A 14,424-nucleotide genomic window follows, 5' to 3' on the forward strand; every position below is an offset into this window, starting at 1 on the left:
ACGTAAAAAAAGTTTCAGAAATATTTGAAAGTTTAAAAATAAAATGTACTTTTGGTCTATGGAATTTTTAAAAGCAAAACGACGGTTCATAGATTCTTGGGGCTCGCTGGGCTCCCAATGGGGAATCAACAAGACGATGGCGCAAATCCACGCGTTGTTGATGATCTCGCCCGACTCGTTGTCGATGGAAGAAATCATGGAGGATTTGTCGATCTCGAGAGGAAACGCAAGCATGAACCTGCGCGGGCTCATGGATTGGGGAATCGTTTTCAAGGAATACAAACCCGGGGAGCGCAAGGAATATTTCTCGGCCGAGAAGGATTTGGACGAACTTGCCGTGAAAATCGCACGCGAACGCAGCAAACGCGAGATCAAACCGGCGTTGAAGGTTTTGAAGGACGTTTCTTCAATAGACGCGGGAACTTCGGCCGAAACAAAACATTTCACGCAACAGACTGCAAAATTATACGACTTCGTTTTACGAGCCGACAATATGCTTGAGAAAGCGACTGAATACAAGGACAATTGGCTTGCACAACTGGTTTTGAAAATAATGAAATAGTTGAAAGTTGAAAGTCGAAAGTCGAAAGTCGAAAGTCGAAAGTCGAAAGTTAAAGGTCTTGAGGTCGGAAGTAAGTAAAAATTTCGAAAAAGGACGCAAATTTATTTCATTATTTTCTGAACGTTTAAAACAGACATGAAACGCTTTATCCCATTTTACCGCAAAAACAACGAAGCAAAAAGCTTTCTCAAAGCGCAATGGCGGCATTTGGCGTTCGCGAACTACGAAGTTTCTCCCGACGTGCTGCAACCGTATCTGCCCGCCGGAACCGAACTCGATTTATGGAACGGCAAATGTTATTTAAGTCTCGTCGCTTTCTTGTTTCTCGAAACGAAAGTGTTCGGCGTGAAAGTTCCGGGACATGTGAATTTCGAGGAAGTCAACATCCGATTCTACGTAAAAAGATTGGATGGAAATGAGTGGAAACGCGGCGTCGTGTTTGTCAAGGAAATCGTTCCGAGAAGCGCGATCGCTTTCATCGCCAACACATTTTACCGTGAAAAATATGAGCGTTTGCCGATGATGCACGAATTTTCGGAATCCGACAACAGCAAAACATACAAGTTCGGATGGCGCAAAAACGTGAAATGGAATTCGTTTTCAGTCGACACGAAAAAGTCTTCAGCCGACATTCTTGAAGGTTCTGAAACCGAATTCATCACCGAACATTATTTTGGATATTCAAGGCAAACCGCGGCGACGAGTTTCGAATATGAAGTCAAACATCCGCGCTGGCAGCAATTCGAGGTTACCGATTACAAGATCGACGTGGATTTCGAGGCGGTTTACGGAAACGACTTTGCATTCCTCAAGGATTTGGAACCCGTTTCGGTTTTTCTGGCCGACGGATCGAATATCTCGGTGGAAAACAAAATAAAGATCACAAACTGATTTTTTTTATTAAAAAGTTTCAATTTTTTCTGAAAGTTTAAAATTAAAAACCATGAAAACACTCGCCAACCAAACCCTGATCTATGACGAAGATTGCCCGCTTTGCCGCGTATACACGGCCGGTTTCGTAAAAGCCGGAATGCTCGACGCAAACGGCAAGAAACCGTTTTCCCAAATGCAATCATGCCCATACATTGACGTCAGCCGCGCCGCGAACGAGATCGCGCTCGTCGATACTAAAAATGGAAAAGCGATTTACGGGATCGACAGTTTGCTCGCGGTTTTGGGAAATTCATTCCCTTGGATCGCGAAAATCAGCAAATTTGCGCCTGTACATTTCGGACTCAGAAAAGTCTACAGCTTTATTTCTTATAACCGAAAAGTGATCATGCCGAACCCGAAAAATACGACGAAGCACGTCGAATGTCTACCCGATTTCAATTTCAAGTACCGAATCGCGTACCTGATTTTCGCAACATTCTTAACAGCGATCACGCTCCACGCCTACGCCGCTTTCCTTCCGAAAATCGCGGGCAACAACCTCGCAACGGAATTGGTCTTGGCAAGTGCGCAAATTGTTTTCCAGGCAATTTTCTTATTTAAATACGATGTAAGAACGATCGTGAATTACGCGGGAAATCTGATGACGGTTTCACTCTTCGGAGCGATTTTGTTGACGCCGATGTTGATCGCGGGAGAGTTCTTCCACATCAATGAATTCGTCGGAACGAACTATTTCTTGCTCGTCGCGACGATCATGTTTATCGAGCACTTTCGCCGCGTCGAACTTCTCGGTCTGCCGAAAATTCTTTGCGCAACCTGGATCTTATACCGACTTCTATTCCTATTCTTTCTCTTTTAACGAACCGCTTTGTACGCTGTACTTTGCACATTGCACTTCATCATGAAAAAACTCATCATCGCCGCCGGCACCGGATTTCTAGGCCAAGTCCTAACCAATCACTTCAAAAACAAATTCGACGAAATCGTAATCCTGACTCGTGGAAAAGCCGCCGTTCAAGGAAACGTGCGTTTCATAAATTGGGACGCCAAGAAAATGACGGGTTGGGAACACGAACTCGAGAACGCCGATGTTTTGATTAACCTAGCGGGAAAATCAGTCGATTGCCGATACACCGACGCGAACAAAAAAGAAATCCTCGATTCACGCATCGACAGCACGGCGGTTTTGAATCTTGCCGTGAGAACGTGCAGCAACCCGCCGAAACACTGGCTCAACGCCGCGACCTCTACGATTTACCGACATTCGCTCGACAAACAAATGGACGAGGAAACAGGAGAAATCGGCGATGACTTCTCAATGAATATCGCCAAAGCGTGGGAAGCCGAATTTTTCGCGACCGAAACGCCGAAGACGCTCAAAACCGCATTGCGCACTTCAATCGTACTCGGCAAGAAAGGAGGCGCTTTTCTTCCGCTCAAAAATTTGACGAGAATGGGATTCGGCGGGAAACAAGGCAACGGACGCCAATTCATCAGCTGGATCCATGAAGTCGATTTTGCGCGCGCCGTAGAATATTGCATCAAGCATGAAATCACGGGCGTCGTGAACATCGTTTCTCCCGAACCGATCCGAAACGCGTTGTTCATGAAGACGCTGCGCAAGATTTTGGGTGTTCGTGCGGGTATTCCGATCGGAACGAAATTGCTTGAATTCGGAGCGAAAATCATCGGGACCGAAACAGAACTCGTACTCAAAAGCCGGAACGTAATCCCCAAAAGACTGCGTGAAAACGGTTTCGAATTCGTGTACGGAACGCTTGAAAAAGCCTTGTATAATTTAACGCATTGATCATGGAAAACACAAAAGAAATACTCGCAAAGGTCAGGCGTATCGGTAGTTCCGAAGCGTATCTGGCGACAAAAATCGCGCTCGGAATCGATTTGCTGATAGTGGTTTACGCTTGGATCGACTCGGGCAGCAGCGGCGCTTATCGATATGACGAGATTATCGCCATGTTGGTTTTTGCGGCTTCGCTTACCTTTTTCGGACAAATCTTTGGCAGGCTGACGGCGGGATTTATCTACAGATTCCCGATCTTATGCTGGCTGGCGGGAATGTTTTGCGCTTTGACAACTTTATATCTCGCGTTGGTGATGCATGGTTTTTCCTATATGATTTCACGGGATTTACTTTATTCGGACGCTGACCCAAACTCGCGTCAATTATTTTGGTATGCAATATCGACGTCGCTGTTCTACCTTATTTACAGCTGCATTCCCGTTGCCATCCACGGAATTATAATGGGCGTGCGTATATCGTTGAAGATGGATCGATTGAAAGGTTGAGTTTTAGATTTCAGATTTTCAGATTTACAGATTTCAGATTTACAGATTTCAGAATTATAGATAATTAGGACGTACGGATTTTGAACCTCAAAATTCTCACAAAGTGCCTGAGTGCCTGAGTGCCTGAGTGCCTGAGTGCCTGAGTGCAAAAAAAAACAATAACTTCGAGCCTTCGTGCCTTCGTGCCTTCGTGGCAAAAAAATTAAACTAAACAGTACCCTATTATCAAAAAAAAATCCCGTCTCTCAAATAAAAAACCAATGCCAAAACTTCACCTCACAACCAAAATAAACGCGCCTTTGCAAACAGTTTTCGACCTCGCCCGAAACATCGACGCCCACCTGGAATCAACAAGCCAAACCAATGAGAAAGCCATCGCGGGGCGAATTAGCGGTTTGATCGAACTCGGTGAAACCGTGACATGGGAAGCGAAACATTTCGGATTCACACTGCGGCACCAAAGCGAAATTACTTCGATGGAAGTCCCAACTTATTTTGTGGACGAAATGATTTCAGGACGTTTCGAAACGTTCCGGCACGAACACTTTCTCAACGAGGAAAACGGCGTTACGGTAATGATCGATGTGATCGAATATCGCACGCCTTTCGGTTTTGTCGGGAAATGCTTTGACGCGTTAATTTTGCGCAATTACCTGCGTCGGCTCATCGAAAGGCGAAATGCCGTGCTCAAAAAACTCGCCCAAGGTTAAATCAAAATTCCATCGCGGAACTTTCCTTTCTTCTCAGGAAATTGTAAGCGACCGACATGATCAGAGCCGGCAAAAAAGTCGCGCACCAAACGAAGATGCTTTCGAGTTTTCCGGGGATTCCGTTCAGGGAGTTTCCGTAGATCACATGAACGAAAATCCCGCTGACCAAGGCGAACACGATTCCGAACAGCATGCTTTTTATGTTGTTGGAAAGATGTCTTTGCTGCAACGGAGAAACCGTCATGTATGAAATCCAGCCCGCAATGATTCCCGAGCTGATGATGATGGCAATGAAAAAGTCGATTTGTGAAAACATAAGTGAAAAAGTTTCCATAGCAAAATAGTTTTAGGGCAAACCTAATGTATAAATTCTGTAAAATATTCGCAAATTGAACTTGTTAAAATTAACTTATTCTCAATTTTAATTAACGAATTTCGGCAAAAAACAGGAAGGCCAGCCACCAAAAAACCGGCAAGATCTCGACCCAAAACGTGGTGTAGTACTTGCCGCGACCTTGATTCGCGAAAAATAGGAAAGCCACGATCACGACGCCAAAACCAATGTTGCACGACGAAACCAGTGGGATGTGATGCGATTTTGGCAGCTCAAGCACAAACCAGACAATCATCAGCGCAAATCCAAGCCATTTCGTGCGCTCCACTCCTATTTGCTGCGGAACGGTCCGCAAATGTGGATCGTCCCAAGCCAGATCGATGATCTCGAAGATAAAAAGCAACACGACGATCAGTATAAATCGTTGCACGCACATCGCGTAAAAATCGAAATCCATTTGCGCACCCAAATTCAATACGGGCAAAATCACCGTGACGCCGACCCAACTGATCGCGACGAAGTAAATTTTAAGCCCGGCCCAATCGCGCGCATTTTTCTTGTTCGGAAAAAATGGCAACGTGTACAGCGCCGTAATTCCGAATACAAATATTGAAACGATCTGCGTGAGTATGTTCAAATGGAAGAAAAAATACGCCGTCGCGAGAAAGCTTGCGAAACTCAACGCGATGACGGCTTTTAATTTTCGTCCGAGTGTTGGTTTCCCGCTTCTTGCAAGCGCGTCATATTTCACAAAATTATAGCCGACGATCGTGCCGAAAAACCCGAATCCCGACACCGAGACATCCATCGGCAATCCCAACCGAATGCACGTGACCTGAATCAATGCGAACGCCGACAACGCCACAATAAAGCTGCTTTCAATCATAAAATCGAAAAGTCGTTTCGCCAAACTCATAACCTAAAATTACGGACTATGTTGATAAGGTGGTCGATCGGTTGAAAAATTCCTAAAAATCAACGTTAAAGCCACCAAAATTTTTGATAGTATTCAGTACTTTTGTGGCACTTTAAACAACACGCATTTTACCCTTTATGAGAACAGACGCTTTTGCTTTACGGCACATCGGGCCACGTGAGAATGATGTACACAAAATGTTGAAAACCATTGGAGTCGAGTCTATCGAACGATTGGTTTATGAAACGTTGCCTGACGATATCCGTCTCAAAGCCCCGCTCGATCTCGAGCCAGCGCTTACCGAATACGAATTCCTGAACCACATGCGCGAGCTTGGTTTGCAGAATAAGGTCTTCAAATCTTACATCGGATTGGGTTATCATCCGGCGATCGTTCCCGCGGCGATCCAACGAAATATCTTTGAAAACCCGGGTTGGTACACGGCTTACACGCCTTATCAGGCTGAAATCGCGCAGGGAAGGCTTGAAGCGCTTTTGAATTTCCAGACAACCGTCATCGAACTTTCGGGCATGGAAATCGCGAACGCATCTTTGCTTGATGAAGGAACAGCCGCGGCCGAAGCCATGGCGCTTTTGTTCGACGTAAGAACGCGCGACCAGAAGAAAAACAATGTAAATAAATTCTTTGTTTCCGAGGAGATTTTGCCGCAGACACTTTCAGTTTTGGAAACCCGCGCGACTCCGATCGGAATCGAATTGGTCATCGGAAACCACGAGGAATTTTCATTCGGTGATGATTTCTTCGCGGCGATATTGCAGTATCCGGGTAAATTCGGACAGGTTTTCGACTACACCGGATTCATACAAAAAGCGAAAGCGAAAGACATAAAAACAGCGGTCGCGGCCGACATCCTGAGCTTGGTGAAATTGACTTCTCCTGGCGAAATGGGCGCCGATGTAGTCGTCGGAACGACACAACGTTTCGGAATCCCCATGGGTTACGGCGGGCCTCACGCAGGTTTCTTCGCGACCAAAGAGGAATACAAGCGTTCGATGCCGGGCCGAATCATCGGAGTTACGATCGACACGAACGGAAACCGCGCGCTTCGCATGGCGTTGCAGACACGCGAACAGCATATCAAACGTGAAAAAGCGACGTCGAACATCTGTACGGCTCAGGTTTTACTTGCGGTTATGGCCGGAATGTACGCGGTTTATCACGGGCCGAAAGGTTTGGAATACATCGCCGACAAAGTCCATGCGGCTGCCGTCACGACTGCTGATGCGCTGAACAAACTCGGCGTTTACCAAACGAATTCGAACTTCTTCGATACGATTTTGGTCAAAGCCGACGCACAAAAAGTAAAAGCGATCGCCGAGAAAAACGAATTCAACTTTTTCTACGTCGACAACGATACGATCTCGATTTCGTTCAACGAAACGACTTCAAAATCTGACGTAAACCAAATCATTGCGATTTTCGCCGAAGCAGTCGGGAAGGAAACGATCGTCGTTCCCGAATTTTCGCAAACGAAAAATTATCCCGACAATCTTGAGCGTACTTCGGAATTTTTGAAGCACGAGGTTTTCAACAAGCACCATTCTGAAACGGCGCTCATGCGTTACATCAAAATGTTAGAGCGCAAAGATTTGGCGCTGAACCACTCGATGATTTCATTGGGTTCATGTACGATGAAACTCAACGCGGCCGCTGAAATGTTACCACTTTCAATGCCGAATTGGAACGCGATCCACCCTTTTGCCCCTATCGAACAAGCGCAAGGTTATCAAACATTATTGAAAAAACTCGAGCACCAATTGAACGTCGTGACGGGATTCGCGGGCACGTCGCTTCAACCGAATTCGGGCGCCCAGGGCGAATACGCAGGTTTGATGGCGATACGCGCGTATCACATCGCGAACGGCGACGGACACAGAAACGTGTGTTTGATCCCGGCTTCGGCCCACGGAACGAATCCTGCATCGGCTGCGATGGCGGGCATGCACATCGTCGTGACCAAAACGCTCGCGAACGGAAATATCGACGTGGAAGATCTTCGCGCGAAAGCGATTGAACACAAAGACGATTTGTCTTGTTTGATGGTCACGTATCCATCGACCCACGGCGTTTACGAGGCGACGATCATCGAAGTCACAAAATTGATCCACGAAAACGGCGGACAGGTTTATATGGACGGCGCGAACATGAACGCACAAGTTGGGCTCACGAATCCGGCAACGATCGGAGCTGACGTTTGCCACCTGAATTTACACAAGACATTCGCGATTCCTCACGGAGGCGGTGGACCCGGAGTCGGACCGATTTGCGTCGCGAAACACCTAGTTCCATTCTTGCCGACGAACCCGATCATCCCGACCGGAGGCGACAACGCGATCTCGGCGATTTCAGCCGCGCCTTGGGGTTCTGCTTTGGTGTGCCTGATTTCATACGGATATATCACGATGCTTGGTGCCGAAGGTTTGAAGTCGTCGACCGAACACGCGATCCTGAATGCCAACTATATCAAAGAACGCCTGGCGGGTCATTACGACACGCTTTACACGGGCGAAATGGGACGCGCTGCCCACGAGATGATTCTCGAATGCCGTCCGTTCAAGGAAAAAGGAATTGAGGTTGTCGATATCGCGAAACGCTTGATGGACTACGGCTTCCACGCACCGACGGTGTCGTTCCCGGTTGCCGGAACATTGATGATCGAACCGACCGAATCGGAGAATCTGGAAGAATTGGATCGTTTTTGCGATGCGATGATTTCGATCCGAAAAGAAATCGAAGAATCGACGATCGAGGATAAGAACAACGTCTTGAAGAATTCGCCTCACACGTTGGCGATGCTGACTTCAGACGGTTGGGATTTCCCGTATTCTCGCGAAAAAGCCGCGTATCCGTTGGAGTATATCGCCGACAATAAATTCTGGCCTAGCGTACGTCGCGTTGACGATGCGTTTGGGGACAGGAATTTGATTTGCTCGTGCGCTCCGATCGAGGCGTATATGGAATCGTAATTTAACTGCGAATATTTTAGCCGCGAACTTGCGAATTAGAGGTTTTAATTCGCGGGTTCGCGGCTAATTTTTTAAAGCTGATTATTTTCTTTTGCCACGAATGCACGAATTTTCGCGGGTATTTTTTTAAACACTGAATTATCTAAAATTTGCGTAAGAGTTCGCCGTCCAAGCGACCGACAAATTAAATTGAGGTCAATAAATGTACGCTGTATTTTTTATCCGTGTAAATTCGTGCATTCGTGGCCAAAAAAAATTGACACATCGAGATTTTGCGCAATTTCTATGCTTGCGCACGCACAATTGTCGCATTCTTAAAAACTGTGAAACTAATGGCAAAACTCCTAACCGACATCGAATCCCGCGCCGATCTCGAACTATTGCTTTCGCGGTTTTACGAAAAATTGCTGCGAAATCACGAGATGCATCGTATTTTCATCGACGTCATGAAAATCAACCTGGAAGCGCATTTGCCAACGATCGCCGACTTTTGGGAACAAGTGCTTTTCGGAACCGGAGATTACCGCCGCAACGCGATGCAAATTCATGTCGGCATTCATGAACGGACGCCTTTATCAACCGAACATTTCAAGATCTGGTTCGATACTTTCAAAGCCGTCGTCCATGAAAATTTCGCTGGTGAAAATGCCGAGAAAACCATTACACGTGCGCTTTCAGTAGGCACGATCATACAAACCAAGCTACAGTAAATTCACAAAATCTTTACAACATCTATTTTTTTGCGCTGCATTATTTGAGAAAGTCGCAATAAGCCTCACTTTTCCAATATTTAGCATCCAGACTTCGTTTTAAAAGTTAACTTTATCATAATAAATTGCCCTTTTAGCATGAACGTTAAGATCACCGGCTCCGGAAGCTACATTCCCGAGATTACGCGCACCAACACCGATTTCGGACAACACGAATTTCTAAACGAAGACGGAACGCCTCTGCATTATCCCGGCGAAGTCGTGATCCGAAAATTCAAGGACATTACCGGAATTGAGGAAAGACGTTACGTCAGCGATGAATTGACGACATCGGACATCGCCTATTTCGCGGCTCAAAAAGCCATCGAAGATTCGGGCATCGACGCTGAAACGCTCGACTACATCATCATGGCGCACAACTTCGGCGACGTGAAACAAGGCGCGATCCAGTCAGATATGCTGCCGAGTCTGGCTACGCGCGTCAAGCACAGTCTGCGCATCAAAAACCCAAAATGCGTCGCTTACGATATCTTGTTCGGCTGTCCGGGCTGGGTCGAAGGCGTGCTTCAGGCGAATGCGTTCATCAAGTCGGGCATGGCGAAAAAATGTCTCGTAATCGGGGCCGAAACCCTGTCGAGAGTCGTCGATCCGCACGATCGCGATTCCATGATCTATTCGGACGGTGCCGGAGCGACTATCATAGAGGCCTGCGACGACGAGAACGGCCTGCTCGCACACGAAAGCGCGAGTTTCACGTATGACGAAGCGTATTATCTGTTCTTCGGAAATTCCTACAACAAAGAATTGCATCCCGATGTGCGTTACATAAAAATGCACGGCCGAAAAATCTACGAATTCGCGCTCAATCAAGTGCCTTTGGCTATGAAATCGTGCCTTGACAAAAGCGGCATCGATATCTCGGAAGTCAAAAAAGTCCTCATCCACCAAGCCAACGAAAAAATGGACGAGGCGATCATCCAGCGTTTCTACAAACTGTACGGGCAAACGCCACCTGATTTGATCATGCCCATGAGCATCCACAAACTCGGCAACAGCAGCGTCGCGACCGTCCCGACCCTGTACGATTTATTGGTAAAAGGAAAAGTCGACAACCAGCAGTTAAATAAAGGCGATGTGCTTATCTTTGCGTCGGTTGGCGCGGGCATGAACATCAATGCGTTCGTTTACCGGTATTGATTTTTAATATTTAGAAGCAATTTCCCGCTGCCCGTTCCAATCTTTTCCCAAACCTACAAGGTTTTGAAAACCTTGCAGGTTATGTAAAAAGGATTTTCACTCGCATCGGGGCTAGGCAATCGTTCCATGTACGAAAATACGTATCCAGACAAACGCTTCCGTCTCACGCTGGCGTTCCTCAAAAAACATACTTCGGGTCACGAGAAAATACTTGATCTGGGTGTCGAGAATCCGTTCTCCAAAATCATGAAGAACGAGAAGTTCGACGTGAAAAATACGTCCGGCGAAGATCTCGACAACGACCAATCGGCGCTTCAAAACGGCGATTACGACACGGTTACGGCGTTCGAGATTTTCGAACACTTGCTCAACCCGTACACGATACTGCAAAACATAAAAGCCGACAAACTCTTTATCTCGATCCCGATGCGACTGTGGTTTTCACCCGCGTATCGCTCCAAAACCGACCCTTGGGACCGCCATTATCACGAATTTGAAGATTGGCAATTGGATTGGCTGCTCGAGAAAACGGGTTGGAAAATCGTCGATCGCGCGCAGTGGACGAATCCGGTGAAGAAGTTTGGGATTAGGCCGTTTTTGAGGAGGATTACGAATCGGTATTATATTGTGTATGCGGAGAAAGGTTGATTTGTTGATTTATTCCGCTGCGCTCGGGTGTTGATTTGTTGATTTGTTGATTTGTTTATTTGAGTGCTTGTCTTCCGGTGGGAGAATTATTTTTGATTGACGTATGAATTATACGGTGGTAATTCCGGCTTACAATGAGGAGAAATTCATCGCTTTGACGCTGGATTCATTGGCAGCGCAAACCGTTTTGCCAAATGACGTCGTTGTCGTCAATGACAATTCGACCGATTCGACTGCTCAAATCGTTTCCAGCTTTTCACAAAAATTTCCGTGGATCAAACTGTTGAACACGACTTCCGATGCCGTGCATTTGCCCGGAAGCAAGGTAATTCGCGCGTTCCAAAAAGGTTTTGAAATTGTCCAAAAAGACTTCGACATCATCGTAAAAGTCGACGCCGACTTGATTTTTCCTGCCAATTATTTTGAAACGATACTCGCAAAATTCGGATCGGAAGAAAAGATTGGAATGGTTGGTGGTTTCGCGTACATCGAGAAAAACGGCGATTGGATTCTTGAAAACCTCACCGACAAAGATCACATTCGCGGCGCGTTCAAAGCATACCGCAAATCCTGTTTCGATCAAATCGGCGGATTGAAACCCGCGATGGGCTGGGATACGGTCGACGAATTGCTGTGTAAATTTTACGGCTGGAAAGTCGTGACGGTTCCCGAACTTCATGTGAAACACTTGAAACCGACGGGCGCGAATTACGACAAGGCCGCCCGATACAAACAAGGCGAAGCATTCTATTCGTTGGGTTACGGCTTTTTGATCACGGCGATCGCATCGGCGAAACTGGCGATGAAAAAGAAGAAACCCTTGCTGTTTTTGGATTATATGAGTGGATTTTGGAAGGCGAAATCGTCAGGAAAAGCGATGTTGGTTACTCATGAACAGGCGAAGTTCATTCGCAAATATCGGTTGGAGAAAATGAAGAAGAAGTTGTTTTGATTTTTTGAACCATTAAGAACATTAAGGAAATTAAGGAAATTAAGGTTTTGCGGTGATCAATCCTGATTTTATTCCATTAGCATTTTTTCGATTGTCGCGTCGAGCACCGGTTCGGCATCTTCGCTGAATCCGACGAGCGACTTGCGCACCATCCCGTTTTTATCGATCAGATAAAGCGTCGGGAAGGCTGAAACCCGAAATTCCTTTACGGCTTCCCGCGAAACGAAAACAATCGGATAGTCCATTTTTGTGCGTTTGATAAACGCGGGAATTTTAGCTTTCCCGATGTCGGAAGCGTCGGTTGCATTTGCGCCGATCACATGAATTCTGTTTTGATACTTTTTCGCGAGTTTCGAAAGTTGCGGAATCGATTTTTGGCACGGGTAACACGCGATATACCAGAAATCCAAAATGACGGGCTTTCCTTTGTAATTTTCCAGATTGAATTTTTCACCGGTGTAAAAATCTCCGGTTAACCGCGGCGCTAGCGTGTTTTCGGCTATGGGCGCAAGATCTTCAGGACTCGGTGGCGAAAAATCGGTAACCGAATAATTTTTTGTTAGTTCCGATACTTCATTCTTGAGATCGGCTTTCGAAAGGCCGGAAAAATTCAAATCCGCAATCAACCATTCATTGTATTGAACTTGATCGATCAGCGTATTTTGGGCTGTAATTTTTACGATTTCGTTGGATTTCTCATCGATAATGTACGTGTACACGCTATTCGTAAGGTCGCCATCGTCGGGAAGTTTTATTTTCACGGCGGTAATTTTTTTGGATCTGAGGCTTGAAGTAAGAAACATTGTTCGCTTTATCGTCGACATACGACAATAGCCGTTCGGGTTTCATGAACGCTATTTTAAAAATTTCGCCGTCGAACCTGCCGGAAATCTGGCTCGTTTCGCCTTTTAAAACATTGAATCGCGTCGCACTTTTTTTCGCATCGTCGATCATCAAAATCGTCGTTCCGTCGTAATAAGTATGTCCAGAGCGGTCGGCGTACTGATACCGATAGAAAATGTCGCCACCAAATAGCGTGTCATTTGCCTTCCTGACCAATTTGCTTTGCCCACGATTTTCGTCGTATCGCCTTCACTGTCGAACGTCTTGATGCGATACTTTACTGAAAACGAAACCGATCGGTGCGATTTGTACTTCGCGACGACTTGCTCGACCAACGCGCGCTGGCCAAAAGCAGAACCGCATAAAAACAACAGACAAACCAAAATTCCTCTCATATCAAAACCGCTTGATGCTGAAAGATAGAAATTTATGGTTTCCGAATCAAGTCGTCGCGCGAGCTAGCGTTCGTTCAACAGCGCTGCGACATATTCCTCGAGATTGGTCGTTCCGCGATTTGCATTTTCGCTTTCGAATTCGGCATCGAGCGTGAGTTGCGTCATATTGATCATCGATTCGGCGGCGACGGCTGAAAAACCTGCATTTGTGAGGAAATCTTGCCAGCCTTCGCGCTTTATTTCGACCGCTTCGACGGGTTTTCTGAGCGCTATAGAGAACGCGGCGGCGACATCGTTTGGCGAATACTGTTGCGGACCTTCGATGAAATTGAGTTTTTCGTTGGTATTCGAGGTTAATTTCTGGGTCGCGAATTCGGCTATGTCTTTGGGATCGACCATCGGTAACTTGAAATCGGGCGGATACATCGAATAGATTTTTCCTTCGGTTTTAGCCGATTCCAGTGACATTTCCCAATTCGTGAAATAATACGCGCCTCGGATGATCGTCATGTCGGTGTCCAGTTTTTCAAGCGCTTTTTCCATTTCGTACAACACGCCCAAATTGCCGAGTTTCTCTCCGGATTGCGCGCCATACGTGGATTCGGCGACGACTTTTTTGATGCCTGACTTTTTGATCGCCTCGATGATTTTTGCGACGAAATCTTTTTCTTCAGCCGACGGATCTTTTGAAATATCGCCAGGCGGATTCAGGAAATACAATACATCGCCGCGCTCAAAAACTTTCGTCAGTTGTTCGACATCGTTGACGTCCGCGACTGCCGCTTCGGCTCCCGACGATTCGATTTGAAACCTGTTTTTTTCATCGTGCGTGATCCCGATGACTTGATCGTCTTTCTGCGAAAGTAGTTTGATCACTTGCGATCCGATGTGGCCGGTTGCTCCTAAAACGATTATCATGATTTTGATTTTTCGTAAAGTTACATCAGAGACAAGCCTTGTTTTTTACAG

Annotated in this window: 16 protein-coding genes; 11 read left to right on the forward strand and 5 right to left on the reverse strand. The window is 46.3% G+C overall.

Going from position 1 to position 14,424, the window contains the following annotated elements; all coding sequences use genetic code 11:
* The first annotated feature begins 58 nt into the window (after positions 1-58).
* From EOO50_RS15685 to EOO50_RS15710, 6 genes are all read left to right on the forward strand, one after another.
* Complete coding sequence (locus EOO50_RS15685) at positions 59-562, forward strand: transcriptional regulator (RefSeq protein WP_290841232.1); 504 nt, start codon at positions 59-61, stop codon at positions 560-562.
* Positions 563-697: 135 nt separating this feature from the next.
* The gene (locus EOO50_RS15690) at positions 698-1,453 is read left to right on the forward strand and encodes a DUF2071 domain-containing protein (RefSeq protein ID WP_290841233.1); all 756 of its coding nucleotides are present in this window, start codon (positions 698-700) and stop codon (positions 1,451-1,453) included.
* A 52-nt stretch (positions 1,454-1,505) separates the two neighbouring features.
* The gene (locus EOO50_RS15695) at positions 1,506-2,315 is read left to right on the forward strand and encodes a hypothetical protein (RefSeq protein ID WP_290841234.1); all 810 of its coding nucleotides are present in this window, start codon (positions 1,506-1,508) and stop codon (positions 2,313-2,315) included.
* Between the two features lie 42 nt (positions 2,316-2,357).
* Positions 2,358-3,266 carry a TIGR01777 family oxidoreductase gene (locus EOO50_RS15700; RefSeq protein ID WP_290841235.1) on the forward strand — a complete coding sequence of 303 codons (909 nt, stop codon included), beginning with the start codon at positions 2,358-2,360 and terminating at the stop codon, positions 3,264-3,266.
* Positions 3,267-3,268: 2 nt separating this feature from the next.
* Positions 3,269-3,763 carry a hypothetical protein gene (locus tag EOO50_RS15705; RefSeq protein WP_290841236.1) on the forward strand — a complete coding sequence of 165 codons (495 nt, stop codon included), beginning with the start codon at positions 3,269-3,271 and terminating at the stop codon, positions 3,761-3,763.
* Between the two features lie 260 nt (positions 3,764-4,023).
* The gene (locus EOO50_RS15710; RefSeq protein WP_290841237.1) at positions 4,024-4,473 is read left to right on the forward strand and encodes an SRPBCC family protein; all 450 of its coding nucleotides are present in this window, start codon (positions 4,024-4,026) and stop codon (positions 4,471-4,473) included.
* Position 4,474: 1 nt separating this feature from the next.
* On the opposite strand, the gene EOO50_RS15715 is transcribed toward EOO50_RS15710, so the two are convergent.
* Both EOO50_RS15715 and EOO50_RS15720 read right to left on the reverse strand, forming a co-directional pair.
* Positions 4,475-4,807: a YEATS-associated helix-containing protein gene (locus EOO50_RS15715; protein ID WP_290841238.1), complete on the reverse strand. Its 333-nt coding sequence runs from the start codon at positions 4,805-4,807 to the stop codon at positions 4,475-4,477.
* A 91-nt stretch (positions 4,808-4,898) separates the two neighbouring features.
* A complete protein-coding gene (locus EOO50_RS15720; RefSeq protein ID WP_290841239.1) occupies positions 4,899-5,693 on the reverse strand; it encodes a hypothetical protein in 795 nt (264 codons plus the stop codon).
* 167 nt (positions 5,694-5,860) lie between these two features.
* On the opposite strand from EOO50_RS15720, the gene gcvP reads away from it, so the two are divergent.
* The 5 genes from gcvP (at position 5,861) to EOO50_RS15745 (ending at position 12,217) form a co-directional block, all read left to right on the forward strand.
* Positions 5,861-8,710 (forward strand): aminomethyl-transferring glycine dehydrogenase, encoded by a 2,850-nt coding sequence (gene gcvP / locus EOO50_RS15725; RefSeq protein ID WP_290841240.1) that lies wholly within the window; start codon positions 5,861-5,863, stop codon positions 8,708-8,710.
* 332 nt (positions 8,711-9,042) lie between these two features.
* Positions 9,043-9,420: a group III truncated hemoglobin gene (locus tag EOO50_RS15730; RefSeq protein ID WP_290841241.1), complete on the forward strand. Its 378-nt coding sequence runs from the start codon at positions 9,043-9,045 to the stop codon at positions 9,418-9,420.
* Between the two features lie 138 nt (positions 9,421-9,558).
* Positions 9,559-10,617 carry a 3-oxoacyl-ACP synthase III family protein gene (locus EOO50_RS15735; protein ID WP_290841242.1) on the forward strand — a complete coding sequence of 353 codons (1,059 nt, stop codon included), beginning with the start codon at positions 9,559-9,561 and terminating at the stop codon, positions 10,615-10,617.
* 126 nt (positions 10,618-10,743) lie between these two features.
* On the forward strand, positions 10,744-11,265 hold the full coding sequence (locus tag EOO50_RS15740) for a methyltransferase (RefSeq protein ID WP_290841243.1): 522 nt from the start codon (positions 10,744-10,746) through the stop codon (positions 11,263-11,265).
* Between the two features lie 103 nt (positions 11,266-11,368).
* Entirely contained in the window at positions 11,369-12,217 is an 849-nt protein-coding gene (locus EOO50_RS15745) for a glycosyltransferase family A protein (RefSeq protein WP_290841244.1), read from the forward strand.
* A gap of 68 nt (positions 12,218-12,285) precedes the next feature.
* Here EOO50_RS15745 and EOO50_RS15750 read toward each other — a convergent pair whose 3' ends face one another.
* The 3 genes from EOO50_RS15750 to EOO50_RS15760 form a co-directional block, all read right to left on the reverse strand.
* Complete coding sequence (locus EOO50_RS15750) at positions 12,286-12,978, reverse strand: TlpA disulfide reductase family protein (RefSeq protein ID WP_290841245.1); 693 nt, start codon at positions 12,976-12,978, stop codon at positions 12,286-12,288.
* Between the two features lie 192 nt (positions 12,979-13,170).
* The gene (locus EOO50_RS15755) at positions 13,171-13,455 is read right to left on the reverse strand and encodes a hypothetical protein (RefSeq protein WP_290841246.1); all 285 of its coding nucleotides are present in this window, start codon (positions 13,453-13,455) and stop codon (positions 13,171-13,173) included.
* Positions 13,456-13,518: 63 nt separating this feature from the next.
* On the reverse strand, positions 13,519-14,373 hold the full coding sequence (locus EOO50_RS15760) for an NAD(P)H-binding protein (RefSeq protein ID WP_290841247.1): 855 nt from the start codon (positions 14,371-14,373) through the stop codon (positions 13,519-13,521).
* Between the last annotated feature and the right edge of the window lie 51 nt (positions 14,374-14,424).

It is taken from the genome of Flavobacterium sp., assembly GCF_004211145.1.
In the GTDB taxonomy this organism is placed as follows: Bacteria; Bacteroidota; Bacteroidia; order Flavobacteriales; family Flavobacteriaceae; genus Flavobacterium.